Origin of the sequence: Nocardioides aequoreus, assembly GCF_000720335.1 — a bacterium.
Taxonomy (GTDB): domain Bacteria; phylum Actinomycetota; class Actinomycetes; order Propionibacteriales; family Nocardioidaceae; genus Marmoricola; species Marmoricola aequoreus.
The window spans coordinates 68784-83725 of record NZ_JOJN01000011.1 but is presented as its reverse complement, the minus strand read 5'-3'; the positions used below and the strand labels follow the sequence as shown (position 1 = coordinate 83725).

The 14942-nt window shown below is 74.8% G+C and carries 14 protein-coding genes; 6 read left to right on the top strand and 8 right to left on the bottom strand.

The annotated features are described in order from the left end of the window. Positions 1-72: integrase core domain-containing protein (locus IG63_RS22820; RefSeq protein WP_157210264.1), on the top strand; the 72-nt coding region annotated here is incomplete at its 5' end. A gap of 22 nt (positions 73-94) precedes the next feature. On the opposite strand, the gene serA is transcribed toward IG63_RS22820, so the two are convergent. Then, positions 95-1309 carry a phosphoglycerate dehydrogenase gene (serA, locus tag IG63_RS0117265; protein WP_245604486.1) on the bottom strand — a complete coding sequence of 405 codons (1215 nt, stop codon included), beginning with the start codon at positions 1307-1309 and terminating at the stop codon, positions 95-97. A 49-nt stretch (positions 1310-1358) separates the two neighbouring features. On the opposite strand from serA, the gene IG63_RS20975 reads away from it, so the two are divergent. Then, a complete protein-coding gene (locus IG63_RS20975) occupies positions 1359-1847 on the top strand; it encodes a GNAT family N-acetyltransferase (protein WP_036196084.1) in 489 nt (162 codons plus the stop codon). Positions 1848-1968: 121 nt separating this feature from the next. Here IG63_RS20975 and IG63_RS0117255 read toward each other — a convergent pair whose 3' ends face one another. From IG63_RS0117255 to IG63_RS0117235, 5 genes are all read right to left on the bottom strand, one after another. Then, complete coding sequence (locus tag IG63_RS0117255; RefSeq protein WP_030485593.1) at positions 1969-3603, bottom strand: DNA repair helicase XPB; 1635 nt, start codon at positions 3601-3603, stop codon at positions 1969-1971. 11 nt (positions 3604-3614) lie between these two features. Continuing rightward, entirely contained in the window at positions 3615-4196 is a 582-nt protein-coding gene (locus tag IG63_RS0117250; protein ID WP_030485592.1) for a TIGR03086 family metal-binding protein, read from the bottom strand. Positions 4197-4365: 169 nt separating this feature from the next. Then, entirely contained in the window at positions 4366-5382 is a 1017-nt protein-coding gene (locus tag IG63_RS0117245; protein WP_051707058.1) for a lytic transglycosylase domain-containing protein, read from the bottom strand. A gap of 9 nt (positions 5383-5391) precedes the next feature. Further along, positions 5392-6534 (bottom strand): MalY/PatB family protein, encoded by a 1143-nt coding sequence (locus IG63_RS0117240; protein WP_030485590.1) that lies wholly within the window; start codon positions 6532-6534, stop codon positions 5392-5394. A 12-nt stretch (positions 6535-6546) separates the two neighbouring features. Continuing rightward, entirely contained in the window at positions 6547-8685 is a 2139-nt protein-coding gene (locus IG63_RS0117235; RefSeq protein WP_030485589.1) for a helicase-associated domain-containing protein, read from the bottom strand. A gap of 24 nt (positions 8686-8709) precedes the next feature. On the opposite strand from IG63_RS0117235, the gene IG63_RS0117230 reads away from it, so the two are divergent. The 3 genes from IG63_RS0117230 to IG63_RS0117220 all read left to right on the top strand — a co-directional run bounded on the left by IG63_RS0117230 (position 8710) and on the right by IG63_RS0117220 (position 12803). Next, entirely contained in the window at positions 8710-10539 is a 1830-nt protein-coding gene (locus IG63_RS0117230; protein ID WP_036196081.1) for a helix-turn-helix domain-containing protein, read from the top strand. 87 nt (positions 10540-10626) lie between these two features. Continuing rightward, on the top strand, positions 10627-11394 hold the full coding sequence (locus IG63_RS0117225; protein WP_030485587.1) for a 3-hydroxybutyrate dehydrogenase: 768 nt from the start codon (positions 10627-10629) through the stop codon (positions 11392-11394). Positions 11395-11435: 41 nt separating this feature from the next. Continuing rightward, a complete protein-coding gene (locus tag IG63_RS0117220) occupies positions 11436-12803 on the top strand; it encodes an MFS transporter (protein WP_030485586.1) in 1368 nt (455 codons plus the stop codon). Between the two features lie 8 nt (positions 12804-12811). Here the strand turns inward: IG63_RS0117220 and IG63_RS0117215 are convergent, their stop codons facing one another. Beyond that, complete coding sequence (locus IG63_RS0117215) at positions 12812-13384, bottom strand: YdeI/OmpD-associated family protein (RefSeq protein ID WP_030485585.1); 573 nt, start codon at positions 13382-13384, stop codon at positions 12812-12814. A 27-nt stretch (positions 13385-13411) separates the two neighbouring features. Here IG63_RS0117215 and IG63_RS0117210 point away from each other — a divergent pair, with 27 nt between their 5' ends. After that, positions 13412-14014 (top strand): hypothetical protein, encoded by a 603-nt coding sequence (locus IG63_RS0117210; protein WP_036196079.1) that lies wholly within the window; start codon positions 13412-13414, stop codon positions 14012-14014. Here IG63_RS0117210 and IG63_RS0117205 read toward each other — a convergent pair. Beyond that, positions 13986-14819, bottom strand: a complete 834-nt coding sequence (locus IG63_RS0117205) for a DUF4394 domain-containing protein (protein ID WP_030485583.1) — start codon at positions 14817-14819, stop codon at positions 13986-13988. The two genes, IG63_RS0117210 and IG63_RS0117205, sit on opposite strands and share 29 nt — an antisense overlap. Positions 14820-14942 lie beyond the last annotated feature (123 nt).

The window sequence follows — 14942 nt, the reverse complement described above, 5'->3', positions numbered from 1 at the left end:
TGGCTCGAGCACTACAACACTCAACGTCGCCACAGCGCACTCGCAGGACTCCCACCCATCAGCCGACTGTGACCAACCTGGTGGCCGAGTACATCTAGCGCTCGGGGCCGTGGGTCCGCAGCCAGATCGCGGCGTCGTCGGCGGCGATGCGGTCGAGGGCGTGGTCGGGCAGGGGGGAGGCGACGTCGGTGACGACGTACCCCATCTCGCCGCGGGTCGAGAGGTACTGCGCGGTGACGTTGGCCTCGAGGTCGGCGAGCACCTGGTTGACCCCGGCGAGCACGCCGGGCACGTTGCGGTGGAGCAGGGCCACCCGTGACCCGCTCGCCAGCGGCGGGGCGGCCACCTCGGGCAGGTTGACCGAGAGCTCGGTGCTCGAGCCCTGCAGGAAGCGCGAGAGCTTGGTGGAGACGAAGTAGCCGATCTCCTCCTGCGCCTCCTGCGTGGAGCCGCCGACGTGGGGGGTGAGGATGACGTTGGGCAGCCCGCGCAGCGCGGACTCGAAGGGGTCGCCCTGCGCCTTGGGCTCGACCGGGAAGACGTCGAGCGCGGCCCCCGCGATGTGGCCCGAGAGGATCGCCTCGCGCAGCGCGACGTCGTCGACGATCATGCCGCGGGCGGCGTTGATGAAGAGCGAGCGCGGCTTCATCAGCGCGAACTGCTCGGCGCCGAAGAAGCCGGCGTTGCCCGGCCGTCCGTCGACGTGCAGCGAGACGACGTCGGACTCGGCCAGCAGCGCCTCCAGGGTCGGCATCCGGCGGGCGTTGCCGTGGGCGAGCCGGTCGGCGACGTCGTAGAAGACGACCCGGAGCCCCATCGACTCCGCGAGGTTGGACAGCTGCGTGCCGATGTTGCCGTAGCCGACGATCCCGAGCGTGCGGCCGCGGATCTCGTGGCTGCCCTGGGCCGACTTGTCCCAGACACCGTCGTGCATCTTGCTGGTCTTCTCGGTGAGCCGGCGCGCCAGCGCGATGATCTCGGCGATCACCAGCTCGACCACGCTGCGGGTGTTGGAGTACGGCGCGTTGAAGACCGCCACGCCGCGCGCGCTGGCCGCCGCGAGGTCGATCTGGTTGGTGCCGATGCAGAAGGCGCCGACCGCCTTGAGCTCCGCCGCGGCGTCCAGCACCCGCTCGGTGAGGTAGGTGTTGGAGCGCAGCCCCAGGAGCGTCATGCCCTTGACGGCCTCGACGAGGTCGTCCTCGGAGAGCGACGTCGAGCGGGTGTGCACGATGACGTCGTGACGCTCGAACACCTCCGTCGCGGCGGGATGGATGTTCTCCAGCAGCAGGACCTCGGGCTTGCTCACTCGCTCCATGCTACGGCGGTTGCGTCCTGCGCATCGAGGGGTCCAGGGTGTGGGCGTCACGGTGCGCGCAGCGGTGGTCGACGACGCTGCGGAGATCGGCCGGGTCCAGGTCGAGGTGTGGCGGCAGGCGTACGACGGGCTGATGCGGGCCGAGCGGCTGGCGGCGATGGACCCGGTGCGCATCGGCGGGCTCTGGGGCGAGCGGCTCGCCGCCCCGCCGCCTGGCCAGCGCACCTGGATCGCCCTCGAGGGTGAGGAGCTCGTCGGCTTCGCCACCGCCGGTCCGAGCGGGGAGCAGCCGCCCGCGCCCGACCAGCGCCTCTACGCGATCAACCTGCTGGCCCGCTCCCACCGCAGCGGCCTGGCCGACGCCCTGCTGCACGCTGTCGTTGAGCCGGGCCCGTGCTCCCTGTGGGTAATCGAGGGCAACGCCCGCGCCATCGCCTTCTACGAGCGCCACGGCTTCGTCGCCCACGGCACGACCCAGGACGACGAGGCGCTCGGCGTCACCGAGCGGCGGATGGTGCGGGCCGGCTGAGCTCGCAGACGCGCGGGCGGAAGTCCGCGCGCGACCGGGACGAAGCGGGGTGTTCCGGGCGGGTACGCCGACTTGTGCCCGCGCGTCTGCGTACCGACGGCCGGCGATCACCCGCCCGCCGCTACAGGTCGGCGGCGTCGACGATCCTGTAGGCGTAGCCCTGCTCGGCGAGGAAGCGCTGCCTGTTCTGCGCGAAGTCGGCGTCGACGGTGTCGCGCGAGACCACGGTGTAGAAGCGGGCGGTGGTGCCGTCGGCCTTGGGGCGCAGCAGCCGGCCCAGGCGCTGGGCCTCCTCCTGCCGCGAGCCGAAGGAGCCGCTGACCTGGATGGCGACGGCCGCCTCGGGCAGGTCGACGGAGAAGTTGGCCACCTTGCTGACGACCAGCAGGTCGATCTCGCCGGTGCGGAAGGCCTCGAAGAGCCGCTCGCGCTCCTTGACCGTGGTCTTGCCCTGGATGACGGGGGCGTCGAGGTGCTCGGCCAGCTCGTCGAGCTGCTCGAGGTACTGCCCGATCACCAGCGTCGGCTCGCCCCGGTGCTGGGCGACCAGGCGCTCGGTGATCCGGGTCTTCTCGTGGGTGCACGACGCGAGCCGGTAGCGCTCCTCGGGCTCGGCGGTGGCGTAGGCGATCCGCTCGCCCTCCGGCAGCGTCACCCGCACCTCGACGCAGTCGGCGGGCGCGATGTAGCCCTGCTGCTCGATGTCCTTCCACGGGGCGTCGTAGCGCTTGGGTCCGATCAGGCTGAAGACGTCGCCCTCGCGCCCGTCCTCGCGCACCAGGGTGGCGGTCAGGCCGATCCGCCGGCGCGCCTGGAGGTCGGCGGTCATCCGGAAGATGGGGGCGGGCAGCAGGTGCACCTCGTCGTACACGATGAGGCCCCAGTCGCGGGCGTCGAGCAGCTCCAGGTGCGGGTAGACGCCCTTGCGGCGCGTCGTCAGCACCTGGTACGTCGCGATGGTGACGGGCCGGACCTCCTTGCGGGAGCCGGAGTACTCGCCGATCTCGTCCTCGGTCAGCGAGGTCCGCTTGACCAGCTCGTGCTTCCACTGGCGCGCCGAGACGGTGTTGGTCACCAGGATCAGCGTGGTCGCCCCGGCCTCGGACATGGCGGCCGCGCCGACCAGGGTCTTGCCGGCGCCGCAGGGCAGCACCACGACGCCGGAGCCGCCGTGCCAGAAGCTCTCGGCGGCCTCCTTCTGGTAGGGCCGCAGCGACCAGCCGGTCTCGTCGAGCTCGATCGGGTGGGCCTCGCCGTCGACGTAGCCCGCGTGGTCCTCGGCGGGCCAGCCGAGCTTGAGCAGCGCCTGCTTGAGGTTGCCCCGCTCGCTGGCGTGGACGGCGACGGACTCGGGCCCGAGCCGCTCGCCGAGCATGCCGGCGACGCGCTTGCTGCGCAGCACCTCCTCGAAGACCGCCCGGTCGGTGGCGGTGAGCACGAGGCCGTGGGCGGGGTCCTTGTCGAGGCGGAGCCGGCCGTAGCGGTCCATGGTCTCGGCGACGTCGACGAGCAGCGCGTGCGGGACGGCGTACCGGCTGAAGGTGAGGAGCACGTCGACGACCTGCTCCGCGTCGTGGCCGGCGGCTCGCGCGTTCCACAGTCCGAGGGGCGTGAGGCGGTAGGTGTGGATGTGCTCGGGGCTGCGCTCGAGCTCGGCGAAGGGGGCGATCGCCGCCCGCGCGGCCCGTGCCTGCTCGTGGTCGACCTCGAGCAGGAGGGTCTTGTCCGACTGGACGATCAGGGGGCCATCGCTCACAACCGGCAAGCCTAGGCGGGCCGCCAACCCGGGTCGCGGCCGGCGAGCCCCAGCACCCGGTGGAAGTACGGCGCCCCGTCGGCCACCGGCACGACGGGACCGAAGAGGTCGCCGCGGTCGGAGCCGTCGGGCACCTCCTCGCTCGGGCTCACGATGGGCAGCACGGCGTCGCACTCCGCGTCGCCCACGTCGTACGCCGCCCCGCTCGCGGCGGCGAGGTCCCAGCCGTGCACCAGCACCTCGTCGAGCGCCACGAGCCCGCACACCTCTCCGGGCAGCTCGACGCCGCCGGCGCGGGTCATGCCCTCCCAGGCGCCCGGGTCGCGCCACGCGGCGGCCAGCGCGTCGAGCCGGTCGGTCAGGTCGGCACGCCAGTCGGCCGGCAGCGGCTCGTGGCTGGGCCCGGGGGGCGTGCGGGTGGTCGTCCCGTCGAGCTTGGCCGCGGCGTCGCGGAAGGCGAGGCAGAGGCCGAGCAGGTGCTGGAGCACCTCGCGGGCCGGCACCTGCATCGGGGTCGTGACGTCGAGCTGGTCGTCGGTGAGCGCGGTCGCGACCGCCGCCGTACGGCGGCAGGCGGTGTCCATCTCCTTCATGCACCTGCCGACCCGTCCCGGCGTCCGAACTCATCGACCCGGCGCACAGGTGCGCCGGGTCGGCGGTCAGGGAGTGACGTCTCGGCGGTCAGGGAGTGACGTGTCGGCGGTCAGGGAGTGACGTGTCGGCGGTCAGGGAGTGACGTGTCGGCGGTCAGGGAGTGACGGGTCAGCGGGGGACGGCGCGGAAGGGGAGGCCGGAGCGACCGACGTCGGTGCGGAGCCAGCGGGCGAGGGGGACGCGCTCGCGCTCGGCGTACCCCTGCGGGAGCAGCACGGCGCCGCGGGCGGTCTGGTAGTAGACCTGCCAGTGGTGGTAGCCGACGTACGCCGTGGGCCGGCGCTTGATGATCTCGGCGAGGAGGGTGACGCCACGCACGTAGGTGCGGGCGTTGTTGTAGGCGTAGAGCGCGTCGGCGCGGCGCCCGGGCTCGGTGAAGCCGCGGGCGGAGAGGTAGCGCGCGGCGGCCATGATCGCGTCGCGCGGGTCGTCGATGTCGCCGCGGCCGTAGCGGGCCCAGGTCTCGGGGATGAACTGCATCGGCCCGCGGGCGCCGGCGCTGGAGTAGCCCCGGATGCGGCCCATGCCGGTCTCGACGAGGTTGATGGCGGCGAGGTACTCCCACTCCACGCCGAAGCGCCGCTCCGCCGCCCGGTAGTGGTCGCGCAGCTCCGCCGGCGGGGCGGGCTCGACGATACGCCAGGCGGGCAGCTCACGCAGCCGGGCGTTGCCGTGGAGCCGCAGGAACTCCCGCCGCGACGCCACGTTCTCGGCGACCACGCGGTGCAGCGAGGCCGGCAGCAGCTCCCGGACCCGGTCGTCCCAGCCGGGCCGGGGACCCAGCTCGAGGTAGGCGACCTGCTGGAGGTGGCCGGCGGCAGCCAGCTCCTCGGGGGTGGCCCCCGGGCGGGCCAGGGTGGTCTCGGCCACCCGCAGCTGCCGGGCCACCTGGCGCGGGGTCTCGGCGACGGCGGGCGTGCCGGCGAGGGCGCGGCGCAGCTCGCGCGGGGGCTCGGCGGTGCGCTCCTCCTCCGGCTGCGCCGTCGGGGTCGGGGACTCCGACGGCAGCTCCTCGCCGGCCAGCGATCCGGCGTCGGTCTCGCCGGCCTCGGAGTCGGCCGCGCGCGGCTGGGTCGCGCACCCCAGGAGCAGGCACGAGACCAGGAGCAGCAGCAGCGGTCGCATCCTTCGTGCCTACCAGGCGGCGCCCAACCGCCTCACGATCTCGGTGAGCCGCTCGGGCGAGGTGGCCAGGTTGAGCCGCACGTGGCCGGCCAGCCCCGGGTGGTAGTGGTGCCCGGGTGCCAGCCGTACGCCGTGGGCCAGCGCCTCGGCCGCCGGGTCGTCGTGGCCGCTGGCGCGCACGTCGAGCCAGGCCAGGTAGGTGGCCTCGAGCGGCCGCATCCGCACGTGCGGCAGGTGGGTCGCGAGCTGCTCGCCGAGCAGCGCGCGCAGGCCGTCGAGCCGCTCGAGCAGCGCCGCGAGCCACGCGTCGCCGTCGCGGTAGGCCGCCACGGCGGCCACCTCGCCCAGTGGCGACCACGAGTCGTTGCGCGCCATGGGGACCTCGCGCAGGGTGCGCGCGGTGGCGTCGTCGCCCGTGACGATCTGGGCGCAGCGCAGCCCCGCGGTGTTGAAGGCCTTGGAGGCGGCCACCACGGCCACGGCGTGGTCGGCGGTGCCCTCGAGGGAGAGGTAGGGCACGTGCTCGGCGCCCGGCAGCACCAGCGGGGCGTGGATCTCGTCGCTGACCACGCGCGCGCCGTGGCGCAGCACGACGTCGCGCACGCCCTCGAGCTCGGCGCGGCTGAAGACGCGGCCCCACGGGTTGTGCGGCTGGGTGAGCAGCAGCGTGCGCGCGCCCCCTGCGAGCAGCGCGTCGAGCCGGTCGAGGTCGAGCTCGGCCCGGGCGGCGTCGGCGTCGAGCACGAGGTCGGCGCGCTCGCGGCCGGTGAGCCCCACGACGTCGAGCTGGGGGTGGTAGGCGGGGACCGGCAGCACGACCGGCCCCGGGTCGCTGAGCACGTCGAGCGCCACCCGGATGCCGGCCGTGACGTCGGAGGTGGGTCGCACGCGGTGCGGTGCCACCTCCCAGCCGAAGTGACGGTGGGCGAAGCCGGCGTACGCCTCGCCCAGCTCGGGCTGGTCGTCGTAGACCGGGTAGCCGGTGACGCCGTCGGCGACCGCTCGCGCCAGCGCCTCGTGCACGACGGGCGCGAGGGCGTAGTCCATCTCCGCCACCCACGCCGGGATCACCCCCGCTGCGGTCGTGCCCCACTTGAGCACCAGCGCCCGACGGCACTCCTCGTCGGTCAGGTCCCGGATCCGCGCCGTCATGGCCCCAGCGTGTCAGGAGGTGCGCGTGGCCGCGGTGATGCGGTGGATCGCGAAGGAGCGCTCGACCTCGCTGCGCTCGTCGTACGCCGTGAGCCGGCCGCCCTCGACGCGACGTGGCCGGACGACGCGCTCGCCCACGGTGCCGTCGTCGCCGACGTAGCCGATGACCACGCGGGCGGCGTCGTCGCTGCTCTCGGCGCACTCGCGCAGCAGCGCGATCACCTCGGTCGGGCCGACCGCGGCCTGCGTGCGGGCGCGGCGCGTGGTCGCGGCGTGGTCGCCGGCCCGGACGGCGGCGACGACCGCGCTGGTGCGGGCCGTGGTGCGCAGGCCGACCGGGGCGCGGTGGCGCGGAGTGCGCGACCGGAAGACGTCGGGTCGGGCGACCCGCACGGTGCCGTCGACCGCCTCGACCACCGGGGCGACGCCGAGCTCGCGCAGCCGCGGCAGCAGCGTGCCCAGCGGCACGTCGGAGACGACCACGGTGGGCGCGATGCGGCGCAGCCGCAGCGACGCGGCGGCGGGGGAGTGCACCAGCTCCGCCAGCGCGGTCTCGTCGTCGCTGCGCAGGAAGGACTCGGCGTGCCCGGCGCGCACCGTGCCGAAGCGGCGGGCGACGTCGTCGACGAGGTAGCTGAGCGCCTGGGGGACCGGCGTCCGGGAGACCTCGGTGAGGAAGTCGTGGACCTCGGCGGTCGCCCACCCGGCGTCGAAGGCGCGCCGCACCGAGCCGGCGTCGAAGCGGTAGACGGTGGCGCCGCCGCGGGACTCCACGTCGGCCACCATCGCCAGCCGCCGTGCGACCTCGTGCTCGAGCGGGCCGGGGGCCACGGCGGTGAGGTCGGCCTGCACCAGCACGTGGTCGACCGGGCGCGGCAGCAGCGGGGCAAGCCCCGCCGCCGGGTCGCCGTCGTCGAGGTCGCGGGCGTACGACGCCACCCCGCCGAGCGCCGTGAGGCCCAGCTGGGCGGCCTGCGCGAGCAGCGGCTCGACCTGGTCCCAGCGCGAGGCCGGACGCCGGGGGCGGTGCCAGCGCAGCCGCTGCACGACCGACGCCGTGCCGGTGCCGGCGGCCAGCACCTCGCCCGGCGGCAGCGAGGCGACGGTGGCCACGACGTCGTGCCGCAGGTCGCGCAGCCACGCGCGCTCGAGATCGGGGGAGAGCGCGTTGACCGGCTTGTCGGCGACGCGGCCTCCCACCGCCGAGACCAGCCTGGAGCCGTCGAGCCAGGCGCGGGCGAGCGTCAGCCACCGCTCGGCGACGCCGTGGGACTGCCAGGCGTCGAAGCCGTCGGTGGGCAGCCACGCGGCGTCGAGGTCGTCGGTCATGCCGGTGCCGAGCAGGCCGGCCGCCGCGGCGGTCTCGATGACGAGCGCCGCCTCGTCGGGCTCCAGGTGCAGCAGGGTCGCGGCCGACCGGAGGTCGCGGACACCGAGCCCGCCCGCCTTGAGCGCGGTCGGGGGGTGGCTGCCCCACAGGTCGAGCAGCAGCTCGGTGCGGCGCACCAGCTCGAACGCCGCCCCGGCAGCGGCGCGGTCGACCATCGCCTGGTCGCGGGCCGAGGTCGCGAGCTCGGGGGCCCGGTCGAGCGGGGTGCCGGCCCAGGCCGCGAGCCGCACCGACCAGGGCATGGTCACGTGCTGGGCGTCGGTGCGCACCAGCAGCCCGGCCGCCACCAGGTCGGCTGTGGGCCCGGCACGGCCGCCCCAGCGGCCGTCGGCGCCCTCGGCGACGAGCGTGTCCACGACGGCGCGCGCCGCGGGTGGCAGCGCGTCGAGGTCGGGCTCGGCGGGTCCGTCGGGCAGCCGCAGCAGCTCGGCCACCGCGGTCACGGGGCGCGGCGGCGTACCCCAGGCCAGGGCGAGGTCGGTCACGGTCACCAGGGCGTCGTCGACCGCGCGCTTGCCCGCCGGCAGGTCGTGCGGCTCGGTGCCCTGCACCAGCGCCTGGAGCACCGCGAGCTCGAGCACGTCGAGCCGGTCGAGCGCGCGCAGCACGGAGGCGCGGACGACGACCCGCGCCGCGAGCTGCGAGGAGTCGTGGGGTGCCGGGGTCGCCAGGTCGGGACGGGCCGCCAGCAGCCGGGCCAGCCGCTCGTCGGGCCAGCCACGCAGCTGGTCGGCGAGCGACCGGGGCGACGACGTGGACATCCGCGCAAGTCTAGGGTCACGCTCATGGAGGCCCGGGTGCTCGAGCTGCTGCTGGCCGGCGCCGGACGCGAGCAGCTCGACGCGGCGCTGCGCGGCGCGGGGGAGCGGGAGCGCGTGCTCGCGCACCGGATCCGCGAGCAGCGGGAGCTCCAGCACAGCCGCGAGGCCGAGCTGACGGCGCTCTACGAGACCGCCCGCGACCTGACCGCGATCCGCGACCTCGACGACATCCTGACCGCGATCGTGCGCCGGGCACGACAGCTGCTGGGCGCCGACATGACCTACCTCTCCCTCAACGACGAGGAGGAGGGGGCGTCGTACATGAAGGTGACCGACGGCGCCCTCACCGCGGAGTTCCGACGGCTGCGGCTGCCGCTAGGCACCGGCCTGCTGGGGCTGGTGGCGCAGGCGGGAGCGCCGTACTTCACCGAGGACTACCAGTCCGACGAGCGCTTCGTGCACCGCGACTACATCGACGACGCGGTGGCCGGCGAGCAGATCCGGGCGATCCTGGGCGTGCCGCTGGTCGTCGAGGGCGTGGTCATCGGGGCCCTGCTGGCCGTGCACCGCCGGGTGCGGCCCTTCCCGGCCGGGGAGGTGGCGCTGCTGACCTCCTTCGCGGCCCACGCCGCCGTGGCGCTGGAGAACGCCCGGCTCTTCGAGCGCACCCGCGCCGCCGTGGCCGCCGCCGACGAGGCCAACGCCGCCCTGCGCAGCCGGAGCGAGGCGACGGAGCGCGCGGCGCACGCGCACGACCTGCTCACCGACGTGCTGCTGCACCGCGGTGGCGTGGCCGAGGTCGCCGGGGTGCTGGGCGAGGTGCTGGGCGGCTCGGTCGCGGTCTACGACGAGACGGGGGCGCCGCTGGCGGGCGCTCGACCCGGCCCCGACGGCCCCGACGGCCCCGACGGCCCCGACGGCACCGACCCGGTCGTCGCCACCGCACTGCGCACCGGGCGCTGCGCGGTCACCGACGACGGCGTCTGGGTCGCGGCCGCGGCGGCGGCCGACGACCACCTCGGCACCCTCGTGCTGCGCACCGACGGACCGATGGGCCTGCCCGAGCGTCGCACCCTGGAGCGCGGCGCGCTGGTGACCGCGATGGTGCTGCTCTTCGAGCGCAGCGCCGCCGAGGCCGAGGGCCGGGTGCGCGGCGAGCTGCTCGTCGACCTCGTCACCGGGCGGACCCCCGACCAGCTGCGGCTGCGTGAGCGGGTCCGGCAGCAGGGGGCCCGGCTCGACGGCGAGCTGGCGCTGGCCGTCTCGCGCCACACCGCGGAGCGCCCGCCGGCCCGGCTGGTCGCCGCACTGGCCGCGGAGCTGCAGGGTCTGGGCGTCGTCCACGAGGGCCTGAGCGTGCTGCTGGCCCAGAGCACGGCCCCCGAGCTGGGCCACGCGCTCTCCGAGCGGCTGGGCGGCACCACCGCCGGCACCGTGGCGGTCGCCGACGGCCTCGACGGCGTGGCGGCGGCGTACGCCGAGGCGACGGGCACGCTGCGCACGCTCGAGCGGCTCGGCCGCACGGGCGAGGTCGCCGAGCCCGCCGGTCTCGGGCTCGCGCGGCTGCTGCTCGGCCGCCACGGGCCGGCCGAGCTCGAGGAGTTCGTGCACGGCACCCTCGGCCCCGTGCTGGCGTACGACGCCGCGCGCGGCACCAGCCTGGTGGAGACGCTGCAGGCGTGGTGCGACGCCGGTGGGGCCCTGCGGGACACGGCCGAGCTGCTGCACGTGCACCCCAACACGGTCACCCAGCGCCTCGACCGGGTCGGGTCGCTGCTGGGTGAGGGCTGGCGCGACCCCGCGCACCGGCTCGACGTGCAGCTCGCGCTGCAGCTGGTGCGCCTGCGCCGCTGAGCATGTGCTCGCCCCACACTTCCGGCTCCGGAGCATGGGTTCGCGGAACATGGTGCCGGTCACAGTGTCCGCGTAGCGTCACGCGCCATGACCTCGATCACACCCGCGCTGGCCGGGCGTACCGCCCTGGTGACCGGCGCCGCCAGCGGCATCGGCCGCGCCGTCGCCGAGCGGCTCGCCGCCGAGGGCGCCGCGCTGCTGCTGCTCGACCTCGACGAGGCCGGCGTCAAGGACGCGGCCGCCGAGCTCGGCGGCGAGGGACTGGCGGTCGACCTCGGGGACCCCCGGGCCGTCGCCGAGCTGGGCCTGGGCGAGCGGGGCGTCGACGTGCTGGTCAACAACGCCGGCCTGCAGCACGTCGCACCCGTGCAGGACTTCGACCCCGACCGCTTCGCGCTGATCCACCGCGTGATGCTGCAGGCGCCCTTCCTGCTCGCCCGCGAGCTGCTGCCCGGCATGTACGAGCGCGGCTGGGGCCGCCTGGTGCACGTCAGCTCCGTGCACGGCCACCGCGCCTCGGCGTACAAGGCGGCCTACGTGAGCGCCAAGCACGGCCTGGAGGGCCTGAGCAAGGTGATCGCGCTCGAGGCCGCCGGCACCGGCGTCACCAGCAACACCGTGGCCCCCGGCTACGTCCGCACCCCGCTCGTGGAGGGCCAGGTCGCCGACCAGGCCCGCAGCCACGGCATCAGCGAGGACGAGGTGCTCGACGAGGTCCTCCTGGCCCGCCAGCCCGTCAAGCGCCTCGTCGAGCCCGCCGAGGTGGCCGGCGTCGTCGCCTTCCTCTGCGGCCCCGGCACCGACTCGCTCACCGGCTCCAGCTACCGCCTCGACGGTGGCTGGACCGCCGCCTGAGCACCCGACCCACGCACCACCGCCCACGAAGGAGAAGCACCATGTCCACCACCGCCGAGCAACGGCCGCCCTCGGAGCAGGGCGAGGACAAGCCCCACATCGTCAAGGTCGTCTTCGCCAGCCTCATCGGCACCGCCGTCGAGTGGTACGACTTCTTCCTCTACGGCTCCGCCGCCGCGCTGGTCTTCGGTGCCCTCTTCTTCCCCGAGGGCGACCCCGTCACCGCGACCCTGCTGGCCTTCGGCACCTACGCCCTCGGCTTCGTGGCCCGCCCCCTGGGCGGGGTCGTCTTCGGGCACTTCGGCGACCGCCTGGGCCGCAAGAAGATGCTCGTCACCTCGCTGATGCTCATGGGTGCGGCCACCTTCGCGATCGGCCTGCTGCCCACCTACGCCACCATCGGCGTCGCGGCGCCGATCCTGCTGCTGGTCTGCCGCCTGCTGCAGGGCTTCGCCGTCGGCGGCGAGTGGGGCGGCGCGGTGCTCATGGTCGCCGAGCACGGCGACGACGCGCGCCGAGGCTTCTGGAGCTCCTGGCCGCAGGCCGGCGTGGCGCTGGGCAACCTGCTCGCGACCGCCGTGCTGTGGGTGCTCGCCCTGGTGCAGAGCGAGGAGACCTTCCAGGCCTGGGGCTGGCGGATCCCCTTCCTGCTCTCGGCCGTGCTGGTGCTCATCGGTCTCTACATCCGGCTCTCCATCGAGGACTCGCCCGTCTTCAAGGAGGCGCAGGCCGAGATCGAGGCCAAGAAGTCGGAGAAGAGCCACATCCCGATCGTCGAGGTCTTCCGGCGCTACCCCAAGGAGGTCTTCTGCGCCATGGGCATGCGCCTGGCGGAGAACACCTCGTACTACATCTTCACCATCATCGTCATCACCTACGTCACGACGTACGACGGCCAGGGTCGCGGGCCGATCCTCCAGGCGCTGCTGATCGGCTCGGCGGTGCACTTCGTGTGGATCCCGCTCGTCTCGCTGCTCTCCGACAAGGTCGGCCGCAAGCCGCTCTACATCGCCGGCGCGATCGGGGTCGGCGCCTGGACCTTCGCCTTCTTCCCCCTGGTCGAGCGCGGCACCGCCGGGTCGCTGACCCTCGCGGTCGTGGTGGGCCTGATGCTCCACGCGCTGATGTACGGCCCCCAGGCGGCCTTCTTCTCCGAGCTCTTCGGCACCTCGGTGCGCTACACGGGCGCCTCGGTGGGCTACCAGCTGGCCTCCATCCTCGCGGGCGCCATCGCCCCGCTGGTCGCCCTGCGCCTGCTCGGCAACGACACCAGCGACCCCAACACCGCGGCCGTCGGCTGGTACATCGTCGTGACGTCGGTGCTGACGATCATCGCGGTGCTCGCGGTCAAGGAGACCCGCAACACCTCGCTGCGCCACGACCGCGTGGTGCACGGCGCGCACGACTGAGCTCGGCGTCAGGGCCGGGGGCGTGAGCCTTCGGCCGTGCGCTCCGCGACCCGGGAGACCCTCGTCTCCCGGGTCGCGGCGCGCTTGGCCTGCACCAGCCAGGTGAGCGCCTCCTTGCGGGCGCTCGGGGAGAGGGCGTCCCAGGTCGATCGGGCGCCGCGCTCGTCGAGGGCCGCCGCCAGGTCGTCGGGGACGACGAGGTCCTCGACGTCGTCGAGCAGCGTCCAGCTGCCGTCGGCACGGGCGCGCTCGACCGCCGCGAGGCCGGCCGGTCGCATCCGCCCCTCGGCCAGCAGCCGCTCGAGCCGCTGCTTGTTGGGCCGCGACCACCCGCTCCCGGCACGCCGGGGCGAGAACCACATCGAGGTGCGCTCGTCGTCGAGGCCCTTGGAGGTCGCGTCGATCCAGCCCACCGCGAGCGCCTCGCAGACGAGGTCGTCGTCGTCGGGCGCAGGCCTCCCGGTCGACCGCTTCCACCACACCACCCAGCAGCCACCGCCGGCCGCGTGGTGCTCGGCGAGCCAGGCGTGCCACTGCTCGGGAGTCTCCACGTGCACCCGGGGCGCGTCGGCCTGCGACATGGCGCGACGCTAGCGTCGTCCACCGACATGAGCACCCTGGTCTGGTACGTCAGCTACGGCTCCAACATGTCCCGGGCGCGCCTGCTCAGCTACCTCGAGGGCGGGACGCCCGTCGGGGGCAGCCGGCGCAACCCCGGCGCCCGCGACCGCACCCTCCCGAGCCGCGACGCCGCAGTCGACCTGCCGGGGGCGCTCTACTTCGCGGGCGAGTCGCAGCAGTGGGGTGGCGGCGTCGCCTTCTACGACCACGAGGCGGTCGACCGTGGTCCGACCCACGCCCGCGCCTACCTGGTGACGGTCGAGCAGTTCGCCGACATCGCGGCGCAGGAGATGTACCGCGAGCCCGGGCCCGGCGACCCCGTCGAGCAGGTCCTGCTCGACGGGTTCGCCGATCGCCACGAGGTCGGCCCGGGGCGCTACGAGACGCTCGTCGAGGTCGGCCGGCTCGACGGTCACCCCATGCTCGTCTTCACCGCCCCGGGCGGCATCGACGCCGTGCCCCACCGCCCACCCGCACCGGCGTACGCCGACACGCTCGCCGCCGGCCTGCGCGAGTCGCGCGGGTGGGACGACGAGCGCGTCGCGGCGTACCTGCGACGGGTCAGCGGGTCGGGAAGGCCAGGTCGCTGACCGGGAGCCGCTTCGGGAAGGCGCCGCGGCGGGCGACGTCGCCGGAGAGCAGGTCGACGGAGACCAGCTGCTGCCGGCCGCCGATCTGCAGCGACGCCCAGCCGTGGTTGCGCCGGTCGATGTCGAATCCGGCGTCGGACCCGGCGGCCACGCCCAGCTTGCCGGTCGGCGCCAGGGTGCCGTTGTTGGCGGGCGACTGCAGCGCCACCTGGTCGAGCGCGGTGTCGACGACGAAGAGCGAGGTGCCGGTGTCGGCGTCGAGGTCGTTGTTGGTGTACGCCGCCGCGGTGACGCCGGCGACCGGTGCGGTGGCCGGGGGATAGGTCAGCGTCACGTCCGCGATGGTCGCGCCACCGGGGTTGACGTCGTGGCGCAGGTTCTGGCCGGTGTCGCTGACCACCCGGAGCCGGTCGGCGGCGGGGTTGAAGTCGACGCCGAACTCGCTGCCCTCGAGGGCCACCGTCAGCTGGCTCACCTTGCGGGCCTTGCCGCTCCCCTTGAGCACGTAGACGCCGCCGGCGTCGCCGACGGCGTACAGCCTGTTGTCCTGCACCCGGTAGTCGATGCCGACCAGGGTGCTGTCGCCCTGCAGGCCGGAGATGCGGCCGAGCACGCGGACCCGGTCGGGACGGTTGGTGCTGAAGCGCACCAGGGTGTCGCCGTCGACGAGGCCGACCGCGACCTTGCCGTACTTCGACGGTGACCAGCTCTTCGCGGTGGCGGCCGACGAGCCGGCGGGCAGGAAGGGGACGGCGAGCGTGGCGCTGAGCGCGCCGGCGACGAGGGCGGTGCGGGTGCGGGACATGGCGGGACCTCTTCTCGGGAGGCAGCGGTGCTGCTGCACGAGGGGGTACGCCGTGCGCGGCCGCCGCGTTCACCGTCGCGACCCCGGGGCGCGCCGGGCGCCGCGGTGGAGACGCGACGCCGC